Below are 25,951 nucleotides of genomic sequence, written 5' to 3'. Positions count from 1 at the left end.
AAATAGCACCGGAGCCGGAGGTCCCGCGATGGCGACAGAGACCACTTACGGAGCCCGCGATCACGCCCGCGCCCAGGAGGGCGCGCGGGCGGAGGCGATGCCCGTCGTCCCGGCGGCCGACTGGCCCGAGCCGCCCTGCGAGGCGGGGCACCTGGTGTGGGCCGAGACGGTGGCGGGCGGCAACTACACGCACCGCGTGCTGGCCCGCGGCACCGAACTGCGTCTGACCGACCTCAGCGGCGACGCCTGCGCGCATCTGCTGCTCTACGCGGCGGACCGGCCCTGGGAGCGGCTGAACGTCGCCGACACGGTGAAGGTCCAGTGGAACGCCTACCTCGGCGAGGGCGTGCTGCTCCTGTCCGACCAGGGCCGCGTGCTCGCCTCGGTGGTCGCCGACACCTCCGGGCGCCACGACGCGCTGTGCGGCACCTCCACCCTCGTACGGAACACCCGGCGGTACGGCGACGGCACCCCGCAGTCCCCCTCCCCGGCCGGACGGGAGCTGTTCAAGCTGGCGGCCGCGAAGAACGGGCTGGCGCCGCGTGATCTGCCGCCCTCGCTCTCCTTCTTCCAGGGCGTGGAGATCCGCGAGGACGGCGCCCTGGACTTCACCGGGTCGACGGGCCCGGGCGGGAGCGTGACCCTGCGCACCGAGCAGGACGTCATCGTCCTCGTCGCCAACGTGCCGCACCCGGCCGACCCACGCCCCGACTACCTCAGCACCCCGCTGGAGGTGCTCGCCTGGCGGGCCGCCGCGACCCGGCCGGCCGACCCGCTGTGGAACGCCACCCCGGAAGGCCGCCGCGCCTTCCTCAACACCGCCGAATTCCTCGCCGCGAGGGGGCTCGTATGACGTCCGTGGTTCCTGTGAGGACCGTCGTTCCCGCCCGGGCCGCCTGGTCCGCCGTCGTCCGCGCCGGGCAGACCCTCACCATCGCCGATCTGCACGGCAACCAGGCCGTCGACTTCCTCGTCTACGACGCCCACGACACCTCGGTCCGCTACAGCGCGCCCGACACCATCCACGCCCAGGGGAACGTCTTCCTCACCACGGGCAGTGTGCTGATGTCGAACGAGCACACCCCGCTGATGACGGTGGTCGACGACGAGGTGGGCCGCCACGACACGGTGGGCGGCGCCTGCTCCAAGGAGTCCAACACCCTCCGCTACGGCCACCACACCTGGTCGCAGCACGCGTGCGTGGACAACTTCCTCGCCGAGGGCGCGCGTCACGGCCTCGGCAAGCGGGACCTGGTCTCCAACATCAACTGGTACATGAACGTGCCGGTCGAGAAGGACGGCACCCTCGGCATCGTCGACGGCATCTCGGCGCCGGGGCTGAAGCTCACCCTGCGGGCGGAGACCGATGTGCTGGTGCTGGTCTCCAACTGCCCCCAGATCAACAACCCCTGCAACGGCTTCGAGCCGACGGCGGTGGAGATGACGATCGGGGCCGCCGGATGAGCTTCGACACGCTGCTGGTCGCCAACCGGGGCGAGATCGCGGTCCGGATCATCCGTACGGCACGGGAGCTGGGCCTGCGCACGGTCGCCGTGTACTCCGACCCCGACCGCTCGGCGGCCCACGTCCGGCTCGCGGACACGGCCGTGCGCCTCGGGCCCGCGCCCGCGAAGGAGTCGTATCTCGACGCCGACCTGGTCCTGAAGGCGGCGAAGGACACCGGCGCGGGCGCCATCCACCCCGGGTACGGATTCCTCTCGGAGGACGCCGACTTCGCGCGGCGCTGCGAGGAGGCCGGGATCGTGTTCGTGGGGCCGACGCCGGAGCAGCTGGAGCTGTTCGGCGCCAAGCACACGGCACGGGCGGCGGCCGAGGCGGCGGGGGTGCCGCTTGCACCGGGGACGGGGTTGCTGGGATCGGTGGCGGAGGCGCTGTCCGAAGCCTCCCGCATCGGCTATCCCGTCATGCTCAAGGCGACCGGCGGAGGCGGCGGCATCGGTATGTCGGCATGCCGGTCCGCCGGGGAACTGACGGACGCCTGGGAGCGGGTGCAGCGGGTCGCGGCCGCCTCCTTCTCCTCCGCGGGTGTCTTCCTGGAGCGCCTCGTCGAGCAGGCCCGCCATGTCGAGGTACAGGTCTTCGGCGACGGCGAGGGCCGGGTGGTCACCTTCGGCGACCGCGACTGCTCCCTCCAGCGCCGCAACCAGAAGGTGCTGGAGGAGGCACCGGCCCCGGGACTGCCCGACCGTGTGCGGGACCGACTCGCGTCGAGCGCCCGTGACTTGTGCGCCCGTGTCGGCTACCGCTCCGCCGGGACCGTCGAGTTCGTCTACGACGCCGCCCGCGAGGAGGCGTACTTCCTTGAGGTCAACACCCGCCTGCAGGTGGAGCATCCGGTCACCGAGGAGATCTACGGCGTCGATCTGGTCGCCTGGATGCTGCGGCTGGCCCGCGGCGAGCGCGACGTCGTCCGCGACCCCGGCACCCCGCGCGGCCACGCAGTCGAGGCCCGCGTGTACGCCGAGGACCCCTCCCGCGAACACCGGCCCAGCGCGGGCCTGTTGACGCGGGTCGAGTTCCCGCCCGGGGTGCGGATCGACGGCTGGGTGGAGACCGGCACCGAGGTGACGACGTCGTACGATCCGATGCTCGCGAAGGTCATCGCGTACGGCTCGGATCGTGCCCACGCGCTGGAGCGGCTGGACCGGGCGCTGGCCCGTACCCGGGTCGACGGGATCGAGACGAACCTGGGGCTGGTCAGGGCGGCGCTCGCGGACGCGCGGTTCGCGGCGGCTGTGCACTCGACGGCGACCCTCGCCGAGGTGCACGACCCGACGCCCCGGATCGAGGTCGTCTCCGGCGGCACCCTCACCACCGTGCAGGACTGGCCCGGCCGTACCGGCTACTGGCAGGTCGGTGTGCCGCCGTGCGGTCCGATGGACGACCGGTCGTTCCGGCTGGGCAATCTGGCGGTGGGCAACCACGAGGGGGCGCCGGGCCTCGAATGCACCCTCCAGGGGCCGTCGTTGAGGTTCAGCCACGCCACGACCGTGTGTGTGACGGGTGCGCCCGCCCCGGTCACCGTGGACGGCACACCGGTCGCCCGGTGGGAGCCGGTGACGGTGCCCGCCGGGGCCGTACTGGAGATCGGCCCGCCTGCCGAACACGGTCTGCGGACCTATGTGCTGTTCGCGGGCGGCCTCGACGTCCCCGCCTTCCTCGGCAGCGCGAGCACCTTCACGCTGGGCCGGTTCGGCGGACACGGCGGGCGGGCGCTGCGGACGGGGGACGTGCTGCACGGGGGTGCGCGGGCCGCGGGCACCCCGGTCACGGACCGGCCCTCGTTCGGCTCGGCCTGGCACATAGGCGCCGTCGAAGGGCCCCACGCGGCACCGGAGTTCTTCACCGAGGACGACATCCGCGACTTCTACGCCGCCGAATGGAAGGTCCACTTCAACTCCGCCCGTACCGGTGTCCGGCTGGTCGGCCCCAAGCCGCGCTGGGCGCGCACGGACGGCGGGGAGGCGGGCCTGCACCCCTCCAACATCCACGACACCCCCTACTCCGTCGGCGCGGTCGACTACACGGGCGACATGCCGGTGCTGCTGGGCCCGGACGGGCCCTCGCTCGGCGGGTTCGTGTGCCCGGCGACGGTGATCAGCGGCGAGCGCTGGAAGCTGGGCCAGCTGCGGCCGGGCGACACGGTCCGGTTCGTGCCGGTGGACGTGGACGGTGCGCCTCGGGAGGTGATCGTCGACGGCGGGGTGCTCGCGCGCGACGGCGATGTGACGTACCGCCGCAGCGGTGACGACAACCTGCTGGTCGAGTTCGGGCCGATGCAGCTGGACCTGGCGCTGCGCATGCGTGTCCACGCGCTGATGGAGTCGGTGGCCGAGGCGTGTCTGCCCGGGGTCACGGACCTCACGCCCGGTATCCGCTCGCTCCAGATCCAGGCGGACCCCCAACGGCTGCCGCAGCGCGAACTGCTCACCGCGGTACGGGAGATCGTCGGGACGCTGCCCCCGACGGACGAACTCGTCGTCCCCTCCCGGACCGTCCATCTCCCCCTCTCCTGGGACGACCCGGCGACCCGCGAGGCGATCGCCCGCTACATGGCGGGGGTGCGGGACGACGCGCCCTGGTGTCCCTGGAACATCGAGTTCATCCGCCGGGTCAACGGGCTGGAGTCGGTGCACGACGTCCACACCACGGTCTTCGACGCCGAGTACCTCGTACTCGGCCTGGGAGACGTGTACTTGGGAGCCCCTGTGGCCACCCCGCTCGACCCACGGCACCGCCTCGTGACCACCAAGTACAACCCGGCCCGCACCTGGACCGCCGAGAACTCCGTCGGCATCGGCGGCGCCTATCTGTGTATCTACGGCATGGAAGGGCCCGGCGGCTACCAGTTCGTGGGCCGTACGACGCAGGTGTGGTCGGGGTGGCAGCAGCGCGGCGCGTTCGAGCCGGGGTCGCCCTGGCTGCTCAGGTTCTTCGACCGGATCAGGTGGTATCCGGTGGACGCCGACGAACTCCTGGAACTGCGGGCCGACATCACCTCCGGGCGGTTCGTGCCGCGGATCGAGGAGGGGACCTTCTCGCTCGCCGAGTACCAGGCGTTCCTCGCCGAGAACGCCGAGTCCATCGGTGAGTTCAGGGCCCGGCAGCGGGCAGCCTTCGCGGCCGAGCGGGACGCCTGGGAGGCGGCGGGCGAGTTCGCCCGCGCGGAGGCGGTGTCGGCTCCGGCCGTCACCCCGGAGTCCGTCGAGGTGCCGGCCGGGGGCCGGATCGTCGAGGCCGAATTCGCGGCCTCCGTCTGGCAGTTGAACGTCGAGCCGGGCGACGAGGTGACCGCCGGTCAGCCGCTGCTGGCGCTGGAGGCGATGAAGATGGAGTCCAGGGTGCCCGCACCGATGGCCGGCGTGGTGGCTCGGATCCTGGCGAGGCCGGGCGACCAGGTGGAGGCGGGGACGGCGTTGCTCGTGCTCGCGCCCGTGGACCGAACGTCCGTGAACTGAGAGAGGTGCACATGCTGTCGAGAATCCGTGCCGCCTACGCGCGCATCGAGGCCGTGGACCGCCCCGAGATCTGGATCGACCTGCGCCCCGAGGACGAGGTCGAGGCGGAGGCACGTGCGGTGGCGGCGCGTGTGGCCGCCGGTGAGCACCTCCCCCTCGCCGGGCGCCTCCTGGCCGTCAAGGGCAACATCGACGTCGCCGGGCTGCCCACGACCGCGGGATGTCCGGCGTACGCCTACCGCCCCGAGGCCGACGCCCCGGTCGTGGCGCGGCTCAGGGCGGCGGGTGCGATCGTCCTGGGGACCACGAACCTGGACCAGTTCGCGACCGGCCTGGTGGGGACGCGCTCGCCGCACGGAGCGGTGCGCAACGCCTACGACCCCGAGTACATCAGCGGCGGCTCCAGCTCCGGCTCGGCCGTCGCGGTGGCCCTCGGGATCGTCGACCTCGCGCTCGGCACCGACACCGCGGGCTCGGGCCGGGTGCCGGCCGCCTTCAACGGCATCGTCGGCCTCAAGCCCACCCGCGGCCTGGTGCCGACGGCCGGGGTCGTCCCGGCCTGCGCCTCCATCGACTGCGTGACGGTCTTCGCCCGCACGCTCCCGGAGGCCGAGCAGGCGTTGTCCCACATGACGTCCGGCACGCTCCCCTCCCTCCCGGGTCGCCCGCCCGGCCCCTGGCGGATCGCGGTACCGGCGCGGGAGCAACTCGGCGAGCTGGACGAGGGCTGGGCGGAGGCGTACGAGGCGGCGATCGAGCAGCTCGTGACAGCGGGGGCGTCGGTGCGCGAGATCGACCTCACGCCCTTCACCGAGGCCGCGGCGATGCTGTACGAGGGCGCGTTCGTCGCCGAGCGCTACACGGCAGTGGGGAGCTTTGTCGACAAGCTGATCGAGGAAGGAAGTGCGGATCTAGACCCCACCGTCGCCGGCATCATCACCCGAGCCCGCGGCATCCCGGCCCACCAGCTCTACGCCGACCACGACCGACTGGCCGCCCTGCGCACCCGCGCCCTCGCCGGACTCGCCGACGCGGACGCCCTGTTGCTGCCCACCACGCCGGGCCACCCCACCCTCGCCGAGGTCGCCGCCGACCCGCTGGGCGTCAACGCCCGGATGGGCCGGTTCACCAACTCCACGAACCTCTTCGACCTGGCGGCGGTCGCCGTCCCCGCCAGCGAGGTGAGCGGCCTGCCGTTCGGTGTGATGCTGATCGGCCCGGCGTTCACGGACGAGCGGCTGGCGCGGATCGCGGGGCTGCTGCGGCCCGAAACCCGGATCGCGGTCGTGGGCGCGCACCTCACGGGCCAGCCCCTCAACCCGCAACTCCTCTCCCTGGGCGCCCGGTTGGAACGTACGACCACCACGGCCGATGCCTACCGACTGCACGCCCTGGCGACGACTCCGCCCAAGCCCGGTCTGGTCCGGGTCGGTCCGGACGGGGGCGGTGCCGCGATCGAGGCGGAGGTGTGGCGGCTGCCGGCGGAGGGGCTGGGCCGTCTGCTGGCGGCGCTGCCCCGGCCGATGGCGCTGGGGAGTGTGGAACTGGCGGACGGTGAGCGCGTCCCCGGCTTCCTGTGCGAGCCCGCCGCGCTCGTGGACGCCGAGGACATCACGTCGTACGGCGGCTGGCGGGCGTATCTGCAAGGCGATCCTGCTCCGCGACAGCCTTGACGGACGCCCCAACACAACCGCAATCGGCGCTTAAGCCCCGCCCGTCACCATCGGGTCCCCGTCAGCGACTCGGGAGGGGACGGACCGATGGCAGAGCGGCCCACTGGTCGGACGCAACCGCGAGCGCGTGACGGGGGTGGGAGGTACTGGGGCCGGGCCGTGACGGCCCGGCCCCGACTGCTGCTCCTGCTCGTCCTGGCCCTCACCGCCGCTGCCGCCGTGCTCGGCGGTAGCGCGGCGGACCGGATGAGCAGCGGCGGCTCGCAGATCCCGGGGGCGGAGTCGACGTACGCCACACGGGTGTTGGAGGAGCAGCGGCCCGCCTCGCAGCCGAATCTGCTGCTGATGGTCTCGGCGCGGGAGGGTGACGTCGACGGGCCCCAGGTGACCGCCGATGCGAAGGAGTTGGCGGCGCGGCTCGGGGCCGAGAAGTCGGTCGGCGGTGTCGTCTCGTACTGGGACGGCAAGGAGCGGGGGCTGCGCGCGAAGGACGGCGGCGAGGCGCTGATCACCGCGCGTATCGCCGGTGACGAGGACACGGTGGACGCCGTGCTGGAGCGCATCCTGCCCTCGTACGAGGGGCGGCACGGGTCGGTCGAGGTGCGGGTCGGCGGTCCGGCGGCCGTGCGGCACGCCTCGCAGGAAGTGATCGAGGAAGACCTGATCCGGGCGGAGATGATCGCCCTGCCCGTCACCCTCGTGCTGCTGGTGCTGGTCTTCGGCAGTGTCGTGGCCGCGCTGCTGCCGCTGCTCGTCGGGATCATGGCGATCCTCGGCACCAATGCCGTGCTGCGGGTGCTCACCGAGTTCACCGAGGTGTCGGTCTACGCCCAGAACCTCACCACCGCGCTCGGCCTCGGACTCGCCATCGACTACGCCCTGTTCATCGTGCGGCGCCACCGCGAGGAGGTCGCGACGGGCGCCGATCCGCGCACGGCGGTGGCGACGACCCTGCGGACCGCCGGGCGCACGGTGCTGTTCTCGGCCCTGACGGTCGCGGTGTCGCTGGCGTCGATGTTCGCCTTCGAGCAGTACTTCCTGCGGTCGTTCGCGTACGCCGGGATCGCGGTGGTCCTCATCGCGGCGGCGGCTTCGCTGATCGCGCTGCCCGCGCTGCTGGTCCTGCTGGGGCGGCGGGTCGACGCTCTCGACGCACGGAAGCTGCTGCCGCGGCGCGTCAAGGAGCGCCGTCGGGAGCCGGGAGCGGGCTGGGCGGCGCTCGCCCGGCTGGTGATGCGCCGGGCGCCGTTCTTCGCGATCGGCACGGTGGCGGTACTCGTCGCACTCGGACTGCCCTTCAAGGACGTGCAGTTCGGCACGGCCGACGACCGGCAGCTCCCCGCCGCCACGACCGCGCACGTGGTCCAGCAGGAGATCCGTGAGGAGTTCCCCGGCAGTCCCGGCAGCGCGCTCGCGGTACTGACGGAGGGCCACCGGGTCTCGGCGGGGACACTCGCCGACTTCAGCCGCACGGTGTCCCGACTCCCGGACGTGGTACGGGTCTCCGGCCCCGGCGGGCTGTACGTGGACGGCGCCCGGGTCCGTGCGGCCACACCCGCCGAGGCGGCTCAGGCGAGCGGCGGCACAGGATATGTGACGGTGCTGCCCAAGGGCGAGGCCACCTCGGCGTCTTCACTCGATCTGGTGACTGACATTCGGTCAATTCCGGTGCCGTTCAAGGCTTCTGTTACAGGCGCCGCCGCCGTCCTGGCCGACACCCAGCACGGCACCGCCGAACGGCTGCCCTGGGCGCTGGGCGCCATCGCGGTGACCACCCTGCTGCTGATCTTCCTGCTGACCGGCAGTCTGGTGCTGCCGCTGCTGGCGGTCCTGCTCAACGCCCTCAGTCTGACGGCCATGTTCGGGGCCGTGGTGTGGGTCTTCCAGGAGGGGCATCTGTCGGGGCTGCTCGGCTTCACCCCGACCGGGGACATCGAGACCGCGCTGCCGGTGCTGATGTTCTGCGTGGCCTTCGGACTCTCCATGGACTACGGGGTTTTCCTGGTCTCGCGGATCCAGGAGGAGTACGAGCGCTCGGGCGACCACCGCGCGGCCGTGGAGTTCGGCATCCGGCGCACCGGGGGTCTGATCACGGCGGCCGCGGTGATCCTGGGCTTCGTGATGGTGGCGATCGGGACCTCCCGGGTAACCAACATCAAGATGCTCGGCCTGGGGGTGGGGCTGGCCGTGCTGATGGACGCCATGGTCGTGCGCAGCCTGCTGGTGCCGGCGGTGCTGCGGCTGACGGGGCGCGCCACCTGGTGGGCGCCCGGTGTGCTCCGGCGCCTTCACCGTCGTATCGGAATCTCCGAATCGGAGCCCGCCACTGTGTCTGCCGTGGTTCCCGAGGAGCGCGGAGCCCAGGAGTCGCTCATCGGTTCCCATTCGGTGGAGCGCGCCTAGCGGAGCTCATGGCTGCTTTGCGGTGGCCTTCACCCAGAGGAATCAGAACGGTCATATGGGGCAGTTAGACTCCCGGGCTCGCGGGGTACTGCTGCCGTCCGGCCGACCTCTGGGGGGAATGTTGATTCGGATTCTGCTGGCGGAGGATGTGGGGATGGTTCGGGGCGCGTTGGTGGCGCTGCTGAATCTGGAACCCGATTTCGACGTCGTCGCGGAAGTGGCGGCGGGCGATGCCGTCGTGGGCGCGGCGCTGGCCGCCAGGCCCGATGTGGCGGTCATCGACATCCACCTTCCGAAGCTCGACGGCATCAGCGCCGCCGCCGAGCTCCGGGAGGCGCTGCCGGAGTGCCGCACCGTGATCATCACCAGCCTCGGCAAGCCGGGCACCCTGCGCCGGGCGCTGACCCAGAAGGTCACCGGGTTCGTCCTCAAGGACGCGCCCGCGGGCCGGCTGGCCGAGGCGGTGCGCCAAGTCGCCGCCGGGGAGCGGGTGTTCGACAACGAGTTGGCGCTGGCCGCCCTGGACACCGGGGACAGCCCGCTCACGGACCGCGAGACGGAGATCCTGCGGCGCGCCTCGCGCGGCGCGGAGGCGACGGAGATCGCGGCCGGGCTCCATCTGTCGGTGGGGACGGTGCGCAACTATCTGACGTCGGCGGTGACCAAGCTGGGGGCGCGCAACCGGCTGGACGCGGTGCGGATCGCGCAGGACGCGGGGTGGCTGATGTGAGGGCACGCCGTCCAGGCGTGAACTCGGGGGAACTTCACAGGACTTGAAGGGGGCCGGGCGCGCCGTCGAGTGCGGCGGTGGCGCCTCGGCCACCCCCGCTGCGAACTCGGGCGCGTTTCACATCTCTTGAACGGCGGCCGGTGCCGACGGCGCCTCGGCCACCACGCGGTACCAGCCGCGCTCGTCGGTGCCCACGACGAGCCGGCCACCGACGGCGGCCAGCCGCTCGGCGAGATTGCCGAGCCCACCGCCTCCACCCCCGCCCTGGCAGGAGCGCCCTGAGCTCTTCCGCACGCCGTCGTTGGACAGGGTGAACCGGATGAATCCGTCCCCCCGGTCACGCACCTCGATACGGCACTCGGTGGCCTTGCTGTGCCGGATCACATTGGTGACGCCCTCGCGCAGCACGGTCGCGAGCACGGTGCCCACCGGGTCCGGCACCGCACACCGCACATCGACACTGGCCCGGATGTCGGCGGCCGCGAGCAGCGAACGCGCGGACTCCGCCTCGACGGCGAAGGACAGTTCGCGGTGGCCGCGGGCCACGGCACGCACATCGCCGAGGGCCTGCTGGGCCACGTCCCGCGCACTGTCGAGCTCCGCCAGCGCACGGTCGGGCTCGCTGCGCACCAGCCGATGGGCGAGGTCGGTCTTGAGCGCGATCGCCGAGAGGCTGTAGCCGAGGAGGTCGTGCAGATCCCGGGCGAAGCGGTTGCGCTCCTGCGCGACGGCCCGCCAGGCGAACGGCTCCCGGGCGGCACGGGCGCGCACGACGAGTTCGGCGAGCCGGGTCGTGCCGTACAGGGCGAGCCCCACGGCCGCCGTCGCGGCCCCGTCGAACGCCCAGTCCCGCCAGTCGAGCCGGAGAAGCGCACCGGTCGCACACGCGCCGCCGACGACGACCAGGCCCGGCAGGGGTCCGAGCGCGAGCATCAGTGATCCGGCGAGAAAGCCGAACATACCGGGCCAGCTGAAGCCGGAGACGACGGGCGGGAGCAGCGCGAGCAGCGTCTGCGGCGCGAGGACCAGGGTGCCGAAGCGCTCACGCAGCTCCCTTGCCGCACAGACGAGTTGAAGCCCGCTCGCGCCGGCCAGACAGACCAGCGCAACCGCCGCGGCGCCCGCGTCGGGACGCCGGGCCAGAATGCCCAGCACCCCGAGGACGAGGAACCCGCCCAGCACCGGAAGCAGCGCCCTGAAGGCGGTGAGTTCCGGCCGGTCAGCGGCATCCGACATCCACTCACCCCCCTGGTCCGGGATGCTAGGCGAGGCCGGACCCGGTTCGCCGCATGCATGCGAACAACCACACAACGTGATGAATTCATGGACAGCTCGTGTCCCGAACACTTCTCCAGGTTCCCGTCAGACTGCCATCGTCTGTACAGCGGGACGTAAGCAGTGCATAAGCGGCAATCGAGTCCAGGGGGACGCGAGAAATGGAGATCGCCGTACTCGGACCGCTCGTGGCACGTCAGGAGCAGACCTCCGTCGTGCCGAGCGCAGCGAAACCACGGCAGGCACTGGCCCTGTTGGCACTCAACTCCGGCCGGGAGGTGAGCGTCCGCGCCCTGACCGACGAACTGTGGGGAGACCGGCCACCGCGCAGCGCCGCCGCCACCCTGCACACCTACGTCAAGCAGCTCCGCCGTCTGATCGCGGCCGCCCTCGGCCCCGAACCGGCCCGCGGCCCGAGGGACGTCCTGCTGCGCCGCCACAGCGGCTATGTCCTGGAGGCACCGCCGGACGACACGGACGCCGCCCGCTTCGAACGGCTCGCCAGGAGGGGACGAGCCGCACTGGAGACGGGCGACGCCACCACCGCCTCGGCTCGCCTCGATGAGGCGCTACGGCTGTGGCGGGGCCCGGCGTTGGCCGATGTGACCCCGGGCCGGGTGCTGGAGGCGGAGGTCCTGCGCCTGGAGGAACTCCGCCTCACCGCCCTGGAGGACCGCATCGCGGCGGACCTCCGACTGGGCCGGCACGACGTCCTGCTGGGCGAGTTGACCGGCCTGACCGCCCGTTTCCCCCTGCACGAACGCCTGCACGGCCAGCTCATGGTGGCCCTGTGCCGCAGCGGCCGGACCTGGCAGGCGCTGGAGGTGTACGGACGGTTGCGGGCGGCCTTCGTGGCGGACCTCGGCCTGGAGCCGTCACCGCAGCTGAGGCGGCTCCATCAGGCGGTGCTGGAGGGCGACCCGGCGCTGGAGCCGACGATGACCTCCGCGCCGGTCGTCCTCGCCGACCGCGGCACGCTCCGGTGAACGCCCCCTGCCGGCTCCTCTGCTTCCCGTACGCCGGTGCCGGTGGCTCGGTCTACGCCCGCTGGCAGCGCGGCCTCACGGAGCGGGGCTGCGTCGTGGAGGTGGTGCCGGTACGGCTGCCGGGCCGGGAGAGCCGCGCGCGGGAGCCCCGGTTCACCGAACTCGACACGCTGGTGCGTGCGTTGGACGCCGAGCTGGACGATGTGATGTCGCACCCTCACCTGGTGTACGGCCACAGCATGGGCGCCCTGGTGGGTTACGCCCTCGCCCTGCGCCGCCAGTCCCGCGGCGCGCCCCTCCCCCGCGCCCTGCTCCTCGGCGCCCACCGCGCCCCGCACCTCCCGGCCCCGCACATCGCCGAGGCCCACGCCCCGGATCCCGAACTGGCCGCCGCCCTGGCCCGGTTGGGCGGTCTGCCCCCGTTGCTCCTGGACCACCCGGAGTGGCTCCGCGCGCTGCTGCCCGTGGTCCGGGACGACCTGAGAGTGTGCGCGGACGTGGACTCCGTACGGCCGGACGCGGTGCGGGTGCCGCTGCATCTGTTCGCCGGGGAGGACGACGCCCTGGTGCGGGTGGCGGAGGTGATCGCCTGGCGCCGGTTCGCGGGACGGGGGTTCGAGGTGCGGACGGTGCCGGGCGGGCACTTCTTCCTGCGGTCGCACGAGGGGGCGGTGCTGGACGAGGTGGCCGCGCTGGTGCGGCGGTACGACCGTGTCATGCCGGACGCCGACGGGCCCCGCGCAGCAGTCCGAGCGTGGTCATACCGCTGAGGACGGCGAGCGGTACGTTCGCCCAGAACACCCAGCGCCATGAGTCGCCCGGTACGGCCGAACCGAGCAGGAGACCCACACCGAGCCCTCCGAGGATCACGGCACTCCAGGCGGGTCGGACTCGTACCGGCATCAGCATCAGCGCCACGGCGGTGAGCGCGGCGGCACCGGCACCTTGTACGCCACGAAGGGCGAGGAAGCCGTGCGGCGTGGTGACCAGGTGGGTGCCGATCACGACGGAGGACTGGACGAACATCCACAGCCCGCCGAGCAGGACGAGGAAGGGCCCGATGCGCCCGCACAGCCACCGGAACGGCAGCAGGAGAACGCCTAGCGCGAGGACGTAGACGATGACGGCCCAGGGAAGTGCGGTGGCAGAAACCCCCATGGCCGTCCGGAACCCCGGTCCGACAGTCGCGACGCTGCTACCGGCGAGGGCCACCACGAACTGGTTGAGCAGGAGAGCGACGGCGAGGATCGCGCCCCGGGAGGGACGCGGGGCTGTGACATGTGCGGCCCCACCGGCCCGCAGATCAACCACTACATCCCCACCTGCATCTTCGCGACCTGCTCCCCAGGCTCCTGCAACTGGAAGTACGCCCCGGCCAGCACCTTCCGCACCAGCCACGGACTACTGCTCACCACCCGGTAGAGCGACCGCCGCCAGGCCGCCCCCACAGCCCCGTCCAACGTGAAGAGCCGCTCCTGCCGAAGCTGAAGCGCACGGGACCGAGCAACAGACGCCTCCCGCTCCCGCTGGAACATCTCGGACGCCGAGAGCAGCGCCCCCGTCGACCCGCCCTCCCCCATCGCCTTCTCCACCAGCGGGGCGAGCGTCACCGCGTCGATGATCGCGTGGTTGACGCCCTGCCCCAGAATCGGCGTGAGGGTATGCGCCGCGTCGCCGATCAGCGTCAGCCCGGGCACCGCCCACCGAGGCACCACCGTCGTGAAGATGTCGAGCATCGACGTGTCGGACCAGCTCCGCACCTCGTCCCGCACGGCCCCCGAGAGTTCCGGCGCCAGCAGATCGAGCCGCTCGTACAGTGCCCCGAGCCCCTGCTGCCGCATCTCCCGCAGCCCGCCCTTGGGGATGTTGAACCCGACCCGCACGCTGTCGGGCCGTGTCGGAATGAACAGCCCGTGCTGATCGCCCCGGATCCGTACCCGGTAGGTGCGGTCGTCCCAGTCTCCGTACGGAAAGGGCAGCTTGAGCCAGATGACGTCCCGCTCCAGCGGAACCTTCCGGTACTCGATCCCCGCCATCTCCCGCACCTTGCTGAACCGTCCGTCCGCGGCGACGGTCAGCATCGCGCGAACCTCGGTCTCCCCCTCGGGCGTTCGGGCCCGCACCCCGGCGACCGCGCCCTCCCCGTCGTACAACAGCCCGGTCGCCGTGGCCCCTTGGAGGAGCCGGAAGCCGGTGAGTCCGGCACCGGCTTCCGCGAGTGCCGCGAGCAGCGTGGGCTGGGGCAGCTCGACGGGGAACGGGTGCGGATACCGGAAGTCCGAGAACTCCGCCCGGAACACGGTGTGTCCGGAGTCGGAGATCTCCATCCGGTGCATCTGGACGTACCCCCCGTCCAGCCGGTCGAGCAGCCCGAGCCGGTCGAGGAGCCAGACCGAGTCCGGGGAGACGGACTCGCCCCGGAAGCTGCGATTGAAGTGACCGCTCGCCTCCAGCACGACGACGGGCACGGACCGCCGGGCCAGTTCGAGCGCGAGGGTGAGCCCTGCGGGACCACCGCCGACCACGCACACGGACGTCTGAATCGTCATGCCGCGATGCTGTCCGCCGCCCCTTAAGCGCGCCTTGCACAAGACGGGCTTAAGGCGCACTCCGCAGGCTCCCGGCCATGACGAACGCCCTCCTCGACCGCCTGCGCTCCCTGCGCCGGTACGACCCCGAGGTGCCCGCCCTTCTCGCGGAACTCGCCGCCGGACCGGACCCGTTCGGTGCCCTGCAGTCGGCCGGCCGGATCCTCGCCCGCCCGGACGAAGAGCCCGCCGGGGAGCCGGCCGGGGAGCCGGAGCCGGTACGGGTCACCGTCGGCGGCAGCGGCACACTGGACGGCCTGACCGCCTCCCTGACCGCCGAGTTCGCCCGCCACGGACTGCGACTCGATGCACGGCAAGGGGACTTCGGCGCCTGGGAGCGCGACCTGCTCACCACGGACGGTCCCGTCTACGCGCCCGACACCGCCCTCTCCCTGTGTGTCCTGGACTCCTCGACGGTCTTCGACACCCTGCCCCGCCCCTGGACGGTCACCGATGTCGCCGAGGCGACGGCCGACCTGCTCGCCCGGCTCGACGCCCACGCGGCCCGGCACGGCGACCACGCCCGGGGGATGCTCGTCCTCAACACCCTCCCGCTGCTCCGCTCGGACGCCCACCAACTCGTCGACCTGCGCGCCCGTACCGAACTCGCGGCGCTCTGGCGGGACTTCAACGCGGGTCTCCTCCGGCTCGTCGGACGCCACCCCCGCACCCACGTCGTCGATCTGGACCCGCTCGTCGCCGAGGGCGGCCCGGTCCGCGACGCCCGGCTGTCGGCCTACGCCAAGGCCCGCCTCGGCTCCGAACTGCTCGCCCGGTACGCCCGCGAGATCGGCCACCTGACCCGCACCCTGCGCGGCCGCACCCGCAAGGTCCTCGTCCTGGACGCCGACCAGACCCTCTGGGACGGGGTGCTCGGCGACGTCGGCCCCGAGGGGATCGCCGCCGCCGGGACCGTGCGAGGAGAGGCGTTCGCCGGGTTCCAGCGGGTGGTCGGACAGCTCGCCGCCCAGGGCGTGCTGCTCGCCGTGTGCTCGAAGAACGACCGGGCACCGCTGCTGGCCGTGCTGCGCGAGCACCCGGACATGACCTTGCGGGAGCCCGACTTCGTACAGGTGCAGGCGAATTGGGGCCCCAAGAGCGAAGGGCTACGGCAGATCGCCGAGCGGCTCGGCCTCGGCATCGACAGCCTCGTCCTCGCCGACGACTCCGCCTTCGAACGCGGCCAGGTGGCCTCCGCCCTGCCCGGCGTGGCCCTCGTCCCCCTGGACGACGAGCCCGCGCTGCACACCGAACGCCTGCTGGCGGACGGCTGGTTCGACACACCCCAGCTGACCGACGCCGACCTGCAACGGGCCGACCGGTACCGCAGCGAGGGGGACCGTCATCGGCTCCGGGAGAGCGCGCGGTCGTACGAGGAGTATCTGGCGCGGCTCGACGTGGTCGTCGACGTCGCGCCCCTGCGGCCGGGCGAGGTGGCCCGGGTCGCCCAGCTGACCCAGCGGACCAACCAGTTCAACCTCACCACCCGACGGATGACCGGCCCGGAGGTGAGCGAGTACGCCGGGCGGGTCCTGACCGTCACCACCCGCGACAAGTTCGGCGACAACGGCCTGGTCGGCGCCGTGTTCCTGCGCGGCGCACCGGACGGCTGGCACCTGGACAACGTCCTGCTCAGCTGCCGGGTCTTCGGCCGGGGCATCGAACAGGCCGTGTTCGCGGCCCTGTTGGAGCACGCCAAGGCCTCCGGCGCCCCCGCCGTGCACGGCACCTACCGCCCGACGGCGAGGAACGGCCGGGTGCGGGACCTCTACCCCTCGCTCGGCTTCCTGCCCGAGCCGGCCCAGGCGCCGGGTCCGGAGCGCGCCTTCCGCCACCCCCTCCTCGACCTCCCCGAGGTCCCGTCGCACATCACGCTGAAGGGGACGTACCAGTGAGCAGCAGGACCTTCACCGAGGTCATCCTGGAGAACATGGCCGCCCACGCGGCCAAGGACGCCCTGATCCACCTCCAGGACGACACCGCCGAGCACGTCACGTACGCCGCCCTCGACACCCGGGCCCGCCGTATCGCCGTCTGGCTGCGCGCCCGCGGCGCGGTGGGCCGCCAGGTGCTGCTCCTCCACCCCTCGGGCACCGCCTTCACCGCGGCCTTCCTGGGCTGTCTGTACGCCGGTGCCGTCGCCGTCCCCGCCCCGGTCCCCACCGATCAGGGCCGCGGTCTGGCCCGGGTCACCGGCATCCTGCGCGACGCCGAGGCGGTCGCGGTGCTGACGTCCCCCGAGCTGGCCCCCGCCCTGGAGGCGTGGCTGGCCGCGGAGAACATGCCGCACGTCCACTGTCTGGGCACCGACGGCGAGGGCGACTTCGCCGACCCGGCGGACTGGCGGCCACCGGCCACCGGCCCGGGCGATCTCGCGTTCCTGCAGTACACCTCGGGCTCGACCAGCGACCCCAAGGGTGTGATGGTCACCCACGCCAATCTGCTCGCCAACGAGGCGGCCATCCAGGCGTGGACGGGGACCGGCCCGGACACCGTCGGCGGCGGCTGGCTGCCGCACTACCACGACCTCGGGCTCATCGGCCATATCCTCCAGCCCCTCTACGCGGGCGGCACCGCGGTCCTGATGCCGCCGACCGCGTTCCTCAAACGCCCGCACCGCTGGCTGAAGATGATCGACGACTACCGGCTGAGCGGCAGCGGCGGCCCCAACTTCGCCTTCGACCTGTGCGTACGCCGGGTCACCGACGAGCAGTTGGCCACCCTGGACCTGTCCGGCTGGCGGGTGGCCCCCAACGGGGCCGAGCCCGTGCGCGCCGACACCCTCCAGGCCTTCGCCGACCGCTTCGCCCCGGCCGGCTTCCGGCCCGAGACCTTCTTCCCCTGCTACGGCATGGCGGAGACGACCCTGCTGGTGACAGGCTGCCGCCCCAAGGCCCCGCCGGTGACCAGGCAGGTGGACGCCACCGCCCTGGAGCTGGGCGAGCTGGCCCCGCCCGTCGAGGGCTCCTCGGTGCGGACCCTCGCCGGCAGCGGCACGGTCCGCGACTGCGAGATCCGCGTCACCGACCCGGCCACGGGAGCCGACCGGCCCCCGGGAGCCGTCGGCGAGATCTGGGTCCGCGGCCCGAGCGTCACCCCCGGCTACTTCCGCAACCCGCGGGCCACGGCCGAGAGCCGCTCCCCCGACGGCTGGCTCCGCACCGGCGACCTCGGTGTCCTCGACGGCGGTGAGCTCTTCGTCACCGGCCGGCTCAAGGAGGTCATCATCCTCGCCGGGCGCAATGTGTACCCGCACGACGTGGAGCGCACCGTGCAGTCCGCGGACCGCTCGCTCGCCGCCGGCACGGGCGCCGCGTTCGCCGTGCAGAGCGCGGCGGGCGAACACCTGGTCGTCGTACAGGAGGTGCGGGCCGCGGCCGTCCCGGACGGCGATCTCCGCGCGGTCGCCACGGCGGTCCAGTTGCAGATAGGCCGTCAGTTCTCGGTCGCGGCGGGCAATGTGGTGCTCGTCCGCCCCGGCACGGTCCGCCGCACCACCAGCGGCAAGGTCCAACGCACCCTGATGCGAAGGCTGTTCCTCGAAGGCGCCCTCGTCCCGCTGTACGAGGTGCTCGAACCGGCGGTACGCGAGCTGGTCAGCGACGCGGCCGACCGGGCGCTGGCGCGGGTGAGCCCGGCATGACGATGGAGCACTCCCCGTACCGTCTCGCCGAGGAGCTGGAGCTCTACCTCGGCGACCCCGCCGACCCGCGCTCCCCCTTCTCCGACGCGGCCTCGGCCTCCCTCGACGCGCGCGAGGAGTTCCCGGCGGAGATCTGCCGGCTGCTGGACGACTGGGGGCTGCCCGACTACTACGTGCCCGCCCCGGTCGGCGGCCGGCTGCGCGACTACGAGCACGCCCTCCAGCTGCTGCGGACGGTGGCCCGACGGGACCTGACCGTGGCCGTCGCGCACGGCAAGACCTACCTCGGCGCGGTCTGCGTCTGGATCGCGGGCAGCGCCGAACAGGCGGCCCGGCTCGGCGCGGACATCCGCGCAGGGGTCCCGGTCGCCCTCGGTCTGACCGAGCGCGCGCACGGCAGCGACCTGCTCGCCGGGGAGGTGGAGGCGGTACCGGACGGGCCCGGGGCGTGGCGGGTGAGCGGTGAGAAGTGGCTGATCAACAACGCCACCCGGGGCAGTGTCCTGACCCTCCTCGCACGCACCGGCCCGGACGGCGGACCGCGCGGCTTCAGCGTCCTGCTCGCCGACAAACGCGAGCTGCCGCCCGGCAGTTACCGCCACCTCCCGAAGATCCCCACCCACGGCATCCGCGGCGCCGACATCTCCGGCATCGCCCTGCACCGCGCCCGCCTGCCCCGGACCACGGTCGTCGGCACCGAGGGCGGCGGCATCGAAACCGTCCTCAAGGCCCTGCAGCTGACCCGCACCATGTGCGCCTCCCTCTCCCTCGGCGCCGCCGACCACGGCCTCAGCCTCGCCCTCGGCTTCGCGGCCGAACGCCGCCTGTACGGCCGCCCGCTCGCCGAACTCCCCCAGGCGCGGCACGTCCTGGCCTCCGCGGCGGCCGACGTCCTCACCCACGAGGCGCTCTCCCTGGTCGCCGCCCGCCTGGTCCACACCGCGACCGGCGAGCTGAGCGTGGTCTCCGCCGTCACCAAGTACCTGGTGCCGACCGGCACGGAGGAGCTGCTGCGCGAACTGGCCGCCCTCCTCGGGGCGCGCGCCTTCCTCGCCGGGGCGGACCACTACGGCCTGTTCGAGAAGGTCGAACGCGATCACCGCATCGTCTCCCTCTTCGACGGCAACACCCTGGTCAACCTCAACTCCCTGGTGAACCAGTTCCGTTCACTGGTACGGCACTGGGGGCGGGGCCAGGCGGACGAACCGGTCGCGGCCTGCGACCTCTCCGTCCCGCTGCCGGAGTTCGACGCGAGGGGTCTCTCCCTGCTGTCCCGGTACGGGAGTTCGGTGCTCGGCGCGCTCCCCGCCTGGGTGGCCCGGGCGGAGTCCCACCCCGCCCTCGCCGCTGCCGCCCGGCGTCTGCTGACGGTCACCGAGAAGGTCCACGAGGAGATGGCGGCGCCCTGGGACCTGGCCGCCGGGGTCCCGTACGAGGCCTTCGAGACGGCGCGGCGCTACTGCCTGTGCTTCGCGGGCGCCGCCTGTCTTGGCCTGTGGCTGCACAACCGGCTGGTGGCGACCGACGGGGTGTGGCGCGACGGCGTCTGGCTGCGGGCGGCGCTCGACCGGCTGCTGGTGCGGCTCGGCGAGCAGCAGGGCCCGGCCGACCCGGAGGCGTACGAGCGACTGCTGGACGAGGCGTACGAGGCAGGGCGGACGGACCGGCTGTTCTCGCTGCTGCGGCTCGGTCTGGCGAGGGAGACGGTATGAACCGCGTCCAGGAACTGATCGGCCTGTTCGGCGATCCGGACGACCCGGCGAACCCGGTGGGCCGGTCGGCGCTGCTGGCGGCCGACGAGCGAGGCGAGTTGAGCGCGGCGGGCGAGGATCTCCTCGACCGCTTCGGGTTCGGCGCCGAGTTCGTCCCCACCGAACTCGGTGGCCGGCTCGACCGGTTGGACTCGCTGGTGCGGGTCGCCCGTGAGGTGTTCCGGCGCGATGTCGGACTGGGGCTGGGCTACGGCGTCACGTCCTTCATGGCCGCCGTGAACATATGGGCGGGCGGCTCGCCCCAACAGCGCAAGCACCTCGCCGGGTTGCTGCTCGACGGGGCCAAGGTGTCGGTGGCGTACCACGAGCTGGCGCACGGCAACGACTTCCTGCGCAACGAGTTCACGGCCCGTCGGATCCCGGGCGGCTATGTCCTCGACGGCACCAAGCAGGTCATCAACAACGCCGACCGCGCGGCCGCGTGGGTGCTGTTCGCCCGCACCGACCCGGCCCCGGGAGCGCGCAGCCACTCCGTGCTGCTCACCGGCCCCGAGGACTGCGGGGAAGGGCTGGCCTTCCTCCCCCGTTACCGCACCGCGGGCGTACGCGGCTGCCATCTGACCGGCCTGGACTTCCGCGACTGTGCGATCCCGGCCGGTGCGCTGGTCGGCGAGGAGGGCCACGGCGCCGAACTCGCCCTGCGCTCCTTCCAGATCACCCGCAGCGCCCTGCCGGGCATGGCGGTCGGCACGGTCGACACCTGTCTGCGCACGGTCCTGCGCTTCGCCCTCGGCCGCCGCCTGTACCGGGGCCGCGTCCTGGACCTCCCGCACGCCGCCACGACCCTGACCGGCGCCTTCACCGACCTCCTCCTCTGCGACAGCCTGGCGCTGGCCGCCGCGAGAGCGGTGCATCTGCTGCCGGGCCAGTCGAGCGTGACGGGCGCGGCGGTGAAGTACCTGGTCCCGAGGCTGCTGGGCCGCACCGCGGGCGACCTCTCGGTGATCCTCGGCGCCCGCTTCTACGTCCGCGAGGGCGAGCACGCGATCTTCGGCAAGCATCTGCGCGACCTGCCCGTCCTCAGCCTCGGCCACGCCGGATCCACCGCCTGCCTCGCCACCCTGATCCCCCAACTCCCGCGCCTGGCAAGGAATCCCGGTCCGCCGGCCCCGAACGACCTCTTCACACCGGGCGGCACACTCACCCCGGGCATCCCGTACGAGGCGCTCACACTGGCGGCCGACGGGGACGCCCTGGGCGGCGTACTGGATGCCGTGCCGGAGGTCCCGGACGCGTGCACGGCGGCGCTGCTGAGGCAGTTGGCCGAGGAGCTGGCCGTCGTACGGGCTGAGGCCCTCGCGCTGCCGCCGGCCGAACGCACACCGCTGGCCGGTCCGGCGTCCTTCCGGCTCGCCGACCGCTACGCGCAGTTGCTCGCCGCGGCGGCCGCAGCCGGGGTGTGGCGGGCGGCGTCCGACGGGTTCCTCGCGGACCCGGCGTGGCTCGCGGCCGCGCTGCACCGGACGGCGGCCCGCCTCGGACTGCGCCCCGCTCCACCGCCTACCGGCCTCACGGCCCGGGTGCGTGCGGAACTCCTGCGCCGCTACGACGAGCACCGGTCCTTCGACCTGTACGACCTCTCCCTGGACGGCTGACACCGATGGAGCATCCGATGACCGTGCCGAGCACCCACACCGAGCGGACGCTGACCGACTGGCTGGCGCAGCGCGTCGCCGAGTATCTGCGCACCCCGCCGTCCGAGATAGACCCGGCGGTGCCGCTCGCCCAGTACGGCCTGGACTCGGTGGCCGCGCTCAGTCTGTGCGGCGATGTCGAGGACGCGTTCGGGGTGCAGATCGATCCGACGGCGGCCTGGGACTATCCGACGGTCCGGGCGCTGGCCGGTCACCTGCTGAGCCGGCTGGAGGCGACCCCGTGACGGCGGACGCCATCGCGATCACGGGCATCGACTGCCGGTTCCCGGCGGCCGAAGGGCCTGGCGGCTACTGGGAGTTGCTGATGCGCTCCGGTGACACGGCCCGTCCGGTGCCGGCCGACCGGTGGGCGGCCTCGGACTTCCCGTGCGAGGCGGGCTTCCTCTCCGACCCGGACGTCTTCGACCACGAGTTCTTCTCCCTCTCGCCTCGCGAGGCCGGTTCCATGGACCCGCAGCAGCGGCTGATGCTGCACTGCGCGTGGCGGGCGGTCGAGGACGCGGGCATCGCCCCGCACCGACTGGCGGGGACACCGACCGGGGTGTTCGTCGGCGTGATGGGCAGCGAGTGGGCGCAGTTGACGCTCACGGACCTGTCCGGCATCACGGCCCAGATCGGCTCCGGCAACGGCTACTGCATGATCGCCAACCGGGTCTCGTACCACCTCGACCTCAAGGGCCCGTCCCTGGCGGTGGACACGGCGTGCTCGTCCTCGCTGGTGGCGGTGCATCTGGCGGCGAACTCGCTGCTGGCGGGCGAGTGCGACTGGGCGATAGCGGGCGGCGTCAACCTGGCCCTCACCCCCGCGCTCGGCATCTTCTACACCCAGGCGGGGCTGGCGGCGCCCGACGGCCGCTGCAAGCCGTTCAGCGCGGACGCGGACGGCATCGGGCGCGGCGAGGGCGTCGGGGCGGTGGTGCTGCGCCGGTACGCGGACGCGGTCGCCGACGGGCAGCCCGTGTACGCGGTCCTCCGCGGCACCGCCGTCAACCAGGACGGCCGCAGCAACGGCATCACCGCGCCGAACCGCTGGTGCCAGGAGGCGGTGGTGTCCTCGGCGTACCGTCGCGCCGGGGTCGAACCGTCGGACGTGACCTTCACGGAGGGCCACGGCACCGGCACGATCCTGGGCGACATGATCGAGACGAAGGCCCTGGGCGCCCTCCACTCCGGCCGCCCCCGCCCCATGGCCCTCGGCTCGGTCAAGGGCAACCTCGGCCACACGGAGGGCGCCGCCGGCATCGCGGGCCTCATCAAGGTCGCCCTCGCCCTCCACCACCGCACGGTCCCGGCCAGCCGCTTCTCGGCCCGTGAGAACCCCGCCCTGAACCTGCCCGACCAGGGGCTACGACTGCTGAAGGCACCGCTGCGACTGGGGGCCGGACCGGTGGTGGCGGGGCTGAGCAGCTTCGGGCTGGGCGGCACGAACGCGCACGCGGTGCTGGAGTCGGCGCCCCGAGGCCCGCACGCGCGCGCGGGCAAGGCGAGCCGTCCGAGCGACACCCGGGAAGGCTCCGCTCACGAAGGCACGCCCCTCGGCATCCCCGCCGACCGGAACCCCACCGACACACCTCCACCCCGCCCCTCCGGCCTGGGCACCCCGCTCTTCACCCTCACCGCCCCCTCCGAAGCCGCCCTGCGCCGCAACCTGCTCGCCCAGGCCGACTCGATCACCCGCCGCCGCACCCCCCTCGGCCCCCTCTGCTGGAGCTCCCACCGCATCAAGTCCGGCCACACCCACCGCTGCGCGGTCCCCGCCACCGACCCCACCGACCTGGCCGCGCGCCTGCGCACCGCCGCCGAGGCACCGGCACTTGCGGCCCCGCCCACCGAACCCCCCTTCACCGCCTGGCTGTTCACCGGCCAGGGCGCCCAGTACCCGGGCATGGCGGCCCGCCTGTACCGCGAATCCCCCCTGTTCCGGCACCACTTCGACGCCGTCGACACCGTGCTGCTCCCGCACACCGGCGGCCGCGTCCGCGACCTGCTGCTCGGCGCCGACCCGGCCGTCCACCGCACCGGCTGGGCCCAACCCGCCCTGTTCGCCGTCGGATACGCCCTCGGCGCGAGCCTCACCGAGCTGGGCGTACGTCCGGACCTGCTGCTCGGGCACAGCGTCGGAGAGTTCGCCGCCGCCGTACTGGCCGGGGCCCTCCCGCTGGAAGGGGCCGCACAACTCGTCGCCGTACGCGGTGCGTTGATGCAGGAGCTCCCCGAGGGCGGCGGCATGATCGCCGTACGGTCCCCGGCCGAGCCGCTGCGGGAGTACGTCGACCACGAGCCCCTGGTCGGTTACGCGGCGCTCAACGGGCCGGCCTCCACCGTGCTGTCGGGAGACCTGGCGGCGCTCGGGCGCATCGCCGAGGCACTGGAGCACCGCGGGACCCGGGTACGCCGCCTGGAGGTCTCGCACGCTTTCCACTCACCCCTCATGCGTCCCGTCCTCGAACCCTTCCACCGACTCGCCGAGCAGATCGGCGGCGGGGTCCCCGGTCTCCCCGTCTACTCCACCCTGCGCGGCAAGCTCCTGGAGTCCGAGCCGATGGACGCCACGTACTGGACGGAACACATCAGCGCCTCCGTCCTGTTCGCGGACGCGGCCGCACAACTCCTGGACGAGGGCCCGACCCATCTCGTCGAACTGGGCCCGAAGCCCGTACTCACCGCGCTGGCCCGCCAGTTGACATCGCACCGCCCCCATCCGGTGCACCCGCTCCCCGGCGAGCAAGCGGGCGCCCGAGACCTCGCCGAGGCCCTCGCCACCCTCTACCGGGCGGGCCTCGATCCCGACTGGGAGGCGGTCCACCCACCACAGGACCGTGTCCTGACCCGACTGACGCCGTACGCCTTCGCCACCGACCACCGCTTCTGGCACCGGGGTCTCCCCACGCCTCCGCCCGCACAACGTCCCAAGACGCCGGACCAGACCCGGCCCGCCGCTGCCACCGCCACCGACACCGCCGTCCTCGAAGCCGTGGCCCACGTCGGCGGCTACCACCCCGCCGACCTCTCCCCCGACGCCCGCCTCTACGAGGACCTCGGCCTCGACTCGGTCGCCGTGATGGAACTCAAGGCCCGTATCGAGCAAAGCCTCCCCGCCCTCGGCGAACTCCCGGTCCAGGAGCTGCTGTCCCGCCTCTCCACGCTCGGCGACCTCATCGCGTACGTGACGGAGCACCACATACAGGAACACCACGTACAGCAGCACCACATACAGGAGCCCACCCCATGACGCCCCCCGTCCCCCACATCGCCGCCGCCGGCTCCGCCCTCCCCGGCGACCCGGTCGACAACACCGCGCTCTCGGCCGCCCTGGGCATCAGCGCCGAGTGGATCGAGGTGTACATCGGCACCCAGACCCGCCACTTCGCCCGTGACCTGCTGACCGGCGAGATCCGGCACTCCCTGGCCGACCTGTGCGCACGGGCCGCGGCCCAGGCCATGGAGCGCTGCGCGGCCGAGCCCGCCGACATCGAGTTCCTGGTGCTGGGCACGGCCACCCCCGACCACCTGATGCCGACCACCGCGAGCCGGGTCGCCGACCTGCTCGGTCTCGACCAACTCCCCACCTACCAGCTCCAGTCGGGCTGCGCCGGCGCCGTACAGGCCCTCGACCTCGCCCGGCTCCTGATCACGGGCGGCGGATACCGCTGCGGCCTCGCCATCGGCGGTGACGTCTGCACCAAGCACCTGGACGTGGACCGGGACATGTCGGCGGCCGCACCCGGCGACCTCGTCAACGCCGTGCTGTTCGGAGACGGCGCCGGCGCCGCCGTACTCACCGCGGACCCTCAGGGCCCGGCCCTCCTGCGCACCCTCAACCGCTGCACCGGCCTCGGCCGTGAACCCGGTCAGATCATCGACTGGTTCGGCCTCGCCGACCGCCACGAGGACCGACAGGCGCTCACCGAGGACTACAAGGCGATCGAGGAGAACATCCCCGTCATGGCGGTGGAGATCCTCTGGGAGCTCCTCGACGACCTCGACTGGTCCCCGGACGACCTCGACTTCCTCCTCCCGCCGCAGCTCTCCGGCCGGATGACCCGCCTCATCACCGAGCAGCTGGCCGTGCCCTCCGCCCGGCCGATCTCCTGCGTCGACCGCACCGGCAACAACGGCAACGCCCTGCCCTTCCTCCAGATCGAGCAGCTGCTGCCCCAGATGTCCGGCGGCCAGAGGGCGCTGGCCGTGGCGGTCGAGTCCAGCAAGTGGATCAAGTCCGGATTCGCCCTGCAGAAACCCTGAGC

At 72.9% G+C, this 25,951-nt stretch carries 18 protein-coding genes; 15 read left to right on the top strand and 3 right to left on the bottom strand.

Going from position 1 to position 25,951, the window contains the following annotated elements; genetic code table 11:
* The first annotated feature begins 28 nt into the window (after positions 1 to 28).
* From PH203_RS10090 to PH203_RS10065, 6 genes are all read left to right on the top strand, one after another.
* Positions 29 to 853 (top strand): urea amidolyase associated protein UAAP1, encoded by an 825-nt coding sequence (locus PH203_RS10090; RefSeq protein WP_289918779.1) that lies wholly within the window; start codon positions 29 to 31, stop codon positions 851 to 853.
* Complete coding sequence (locus PH203_RS10085; protein ID WP_289918778.1) at positions 850 to 1,464, top strand: urea amidolyase associated protein UAAP2; 615 nt, start codon at positions 850 to 852, stop codon at positions 1,462 to 1,464. The genes PH203_RS10090 and PH203_RS10085 overlap by 4 nt, the downstream gene beginning before the upstream one ends.
* On the top strand, positions 1,461 to 4,979 hold the full coding sequence (locus PH203_RS10080; RefSeq protein WP_289918775.1) for a 5-oxoprolinase/urea amidolyase family protein: 3,519 nt from the start codon (positions 1,461 to 1,463) through the stop codon (positions 4,977 to 4,979). Before PH203_RS10085 ends, PH203_RS10080 begins: the two co-directional genes overlap by 4 nt.
* A gap of 11 nt (positions 4,980 to 4,990) precedes the next feature.
* On the top strand, positions 4,991 to 6,652 hold the full coding sequence (gene atzF, locus PH203_RS10075) for an allophanate hydrolase (RefSeq protein ID WP_289918772.1): 1,662 nt from the start codon (positions 4,991 to 4,993) through the stop codon (positions 6,650 to 6,652).
* A gap of 87 nt (positions 6,653 to 6,739) precedes the next feature.
* Positions 6,740 to 9,055 (top strand): MMPL family transporter, encoded by a 2,316-nt coding sequence (locus PH203_RS10070; protein ID WP_289918771.1) that lies wholly within the window; start codon positions 6,740 to 6,742, stop codon positions 9,053 to 9,055.
* 118 nt (positions 9,056 to 9,173) lie between these two features.
* Entirely contained in the window at positions 9,174 to 9,785 is a 612-nt protein-coding gene (locus tag PH203_RS10065) for a response regulator transcription factor (protein WP_289918768.1), read from the top strand.
* A gap of 117 nt (positions 9,786 to 9,902) precedes the next feature.
* Here PH203_RS10065 and PH203_RS10060 read toward each other — a convergent pair whose 3' ends face one another.
* Positions 9,903 to 11,021: a histidine kinase gene (locus tag PH203_RS10060; RefSeq protein ID WP_289918767.1), complete on the bottom strand. Its 1,119-nt coding sequence runs from the start codon at positions 11,019 to 11,021 to the stop codon at positions 9,903 to 9,905.
* 200 nt (positions 11,022 to 11,221) lie between these two features.
* Here PH203_RS10060 and PH203_RS10055 point away from each other — a divergent pair, with 200 nt between their 5' ends.
* On the top strand, positions 11,222 to 12,046 hold the full coding sequence (locus PH203_RS10055; RefSeq protein ID WP_289918765.1) for an AfsR/SARP family transcriptional regulator: 825 nt from the start codon (positions 11,222 to 11,224) through the stop codon (positions 12,044 to 12,046).
* Positions 12,043 to 12,816, top strand: a complete 774-nt coding sequence (locus PH203_RS10050) for an alpha/beta fold hydrolase (protein WP_289918762.1) — start codon at positions 12,043 to 12,045, stop codon at positions 12,814 to 12,816. Before PH203_RS10055 ends, PH203_RS10050 begins: the two co-directional genes overlap by 4 nt.
* On the opposite strand, the gene PH203_RS10045 is transcribed toward PH203_RS10050, so the two are convergent.
* Both PH203_RS10045 and PH203_RS10040 read right to left on the bottom strand, forming a co-directional pair.
* Positions 12,761 to 13,357, bottom strand: a complete 597-nt coding sequence (locus PH203_RS10045; RefSeq protein ID WP_289918761.1) for an MFS transporter — start codon at positions 13,355 to 13,357, stop codon at positions 12,761 to 12,763. The genes PH203_RS10050 and PH203_RS10045 overlap by 56 nt on opposite strands.
* Positions 13,357 to 14,595 carry an FAD-dependent monooxygenase gene (locus PH203_RS10040; protein ID WP_289918758.1) on the bottom strand — a complete coding sequence of 413 codons (1,239 nt, stop codon included), beginning with the start codon at positions 14,593 to 14,595 and terminating at the stop codon, positions 13,357 to 13,359. The genes PH203_RS10045 and PH203_RS10040 overlap by 1 nt, the downstream gene beginning before the upstream one ends.
* Before the next feature lie 77 nt (positions 14,596 to 14,672).
* Here PH203_RS10040 and PH203_RS10035 point away from each other — a divergent pair, with 77 nt between their 5' ends.
* The 7 genes from PH203_RS10035 to PH203_RS10005 are packed head-to-tail and all read left to right on the top strand — an operon-like array spanning position 14,673 to position 25,949.
* On the top strand, positions 14,673 to 16,529 hold the full coding sequence (locus PH203_RS10035; protein WP_289918756.1) for an HAD-IIIC family phosphatase: 1,857 nt from the start codon (positions 14,673 to 14,675) through the stop codon (positions 16,527 to 16,529).
* On the top strand, positions 16,526 to 18,277 hold the full coding sequence (locus PH203_RS10030; protein WP_289918754.1) for a fatty acyl-AMP ligase: 1,752 nt from the start codon (positions 16,526 to 16,528) through the stop codon (positions 18,275 to 18,277). Before PH203_RS10035 ends, PH203_RS10030 begins: the two co-directional genes overlap by 4 nt.
* Positions 18,274 to 19,989, top strand: a complete 1,716-nt coding sequence (locus PH203_RS10025; RefSeq protein ID WP_289918752.1) for an acyl-CoA dehydrogenase family protein — start codon at positions 18,274 to 18,276, stop codon at positions 19,987 to 19,989. Before PH203_RS10030 ends, PH203_RS10025 begins: the two co-directional genes overlap by 4 nt.
* Positions 19,986 to 21,644, top strand: a complete 1,659-nt coding sequence (locus PH203_RS10020) for an acyl-CoA dehydrogenase (RefSeq protein WP_289918750.1) — start codon at positions 19,986 to 19,988, stop codon at positions 21,642 to 21,644. Before PH203_RS10025 ends, PH203_RS10020 begins: the two co-directional genes overlap by 4 nt.
* 17 nt (positions 21,645 to 21,661) lie before the next feature.
* Positions 21,662 to 21,928 carry an acyl carrier protein gene (locus PH203_RS10015; RefSeq protein WP_289918748.1) on the top strand — a complete coding sequence of 89 codons (267 nt, stop codon included), beginning with the start codon at positions 21,662 to 21,664 and terminating at the stop codon, positions 21,926 to 21,928.
* Complete coding sequence (locus tag PH203_RS10010) at positions 21,925 to 24,936, top strand: beta-ketoacyl synthase N-terminal-like domain-containing protein (protein WP_289918746.1); 3,012 nt, start codon at positions 21,925 to 21,927, stop codon at positions 24,934 to 24,936. Before PH203_RS10015 ends, PH203_RS10010 begins: the two co-directional genes overlap by 4 nt.
* Complete coding sequence (locus tag PH203_RS10005; protein WP_289918745.1) at positions 24,933 to 25,949, top strand: 3-oxoacyl-ACP synthase III family protein; 1,017 nt, start codon at positions 24,933 to 24,935, stop codon at positions 25,947 to 25,949. Before PH203_RS10010 ends, PH203_RS10005 begins: the two co-directional genes overlap by 4 nt.
* Positions 25,950 to 25,951 lie beyond the last annotated feature (2 nt).

This window comes from Streptomyces sp. S.PB5, from assembly GCF_030403745.1.
In the GTDB taxonomy this organism is placed as follows: domain Bacteria; phylum Actinomycetota; class Actinomycetes; order Streptomycetales; family Streptomycetaceae; genus Streptomyces.
Note: the sequence above shows the minus strand (reverse complement) of the source record. Positions and strands in the feature narration are given on the sequence as shown.

Coding starts and splice junctions, on each gene's coding strand:
- PH203_RS10090 (WP_289918779.1), top strand. CDS start 29: ATGGCGACAGAGACCACTTACGGAGCCCGCGATCACGCCCGCGCCCAG.
- PH203_RS10085 (WP_289918778.1), top strand. CDS start 850: ATGACGTCCGTGGTTCCTGTGAGGACCGTCGTTCCCGCCCGGGCCGCC.
- PH203_RS10080 (WP_289918775.1), top strand. CDS start 1,461: ATGAGCTTCGACACGCTGCTGGTCGCCAACCGGGGCGAGATCGCGGTC.
- atzF (WP_289918772.1), top strand. CDS start 4,991: ATGCTGTCGAGAATCCGTGCCGCCTACGCGCGCATCGAGGCCGTGGAC.
- PH203_RS10070 (WP_289918771.1), top strand. CDS start 6,740: ATGGCAGAGCGGCCCACTGGTCGGACGCAACCGCGAGCGCGTGACGGG.
- PH203_RS10065 (WP_289918768.1), top strand. CDS start 9,174: ATGTTGATTCGGATTCTGCTGGCGGAGGATGTGGGGATGGTTCGGGGC.
- PH203_RS10060 (WP_289918767.1), bottom strand. CDS start 11,021: ATGTCGGATGCCGCTGACCGGCCGGAACTCACCGCCTTCAGGGCGCTG.
- PH203_RS10055 (WP_289918765.1), top strand. CDS start 11,222: ATGGAGATCGCCGTACTCGGACCGCTCGTGGCACGTCAGGAGCAGACC.
- PH203_RS10040 (WP_289918758.1), bottom strand. CDS start 14,595: ATGACGATTCAGACGTCCGTGTGCGTGGTCGGCGGTGGTCCCGCAGGG.
- PH203_RS10035 (WP_289918756.1), top strand. CDS start 14,673: ATGACGAACGCCCTCCTCGACCGCCTGCGCTCCCTGCGCCGGTACGAC.
- PH203_RS10025 (WP_289918752.1), top strand. CDS start 18,274: ATGACGATGGAGCACTCCCCGTACCGTCTCGCCGAGGAGCTGGAGCTC.
- PH203_RS10020 (WP_289918750.1), top strand. CDS start 19,986: ATGAACCGCGTCCAGGAACTGATCGGCCTGTTCGGCGATCCGGACGAC.
- PH203_RS10015 (WP_289918748.1), top strand. CDS start 21,662: ATGACCGTGCCGAGCACCCACACCGAGCGGACGCTGACCGACTGGCTG.
- PH203_RS10005 (WP_289918745.1), top strand. CDS start 24,933: ATGACGCCCCCCGTCCCCCACATCGCCGCCGCCGGCTCCGCCCTCCCC.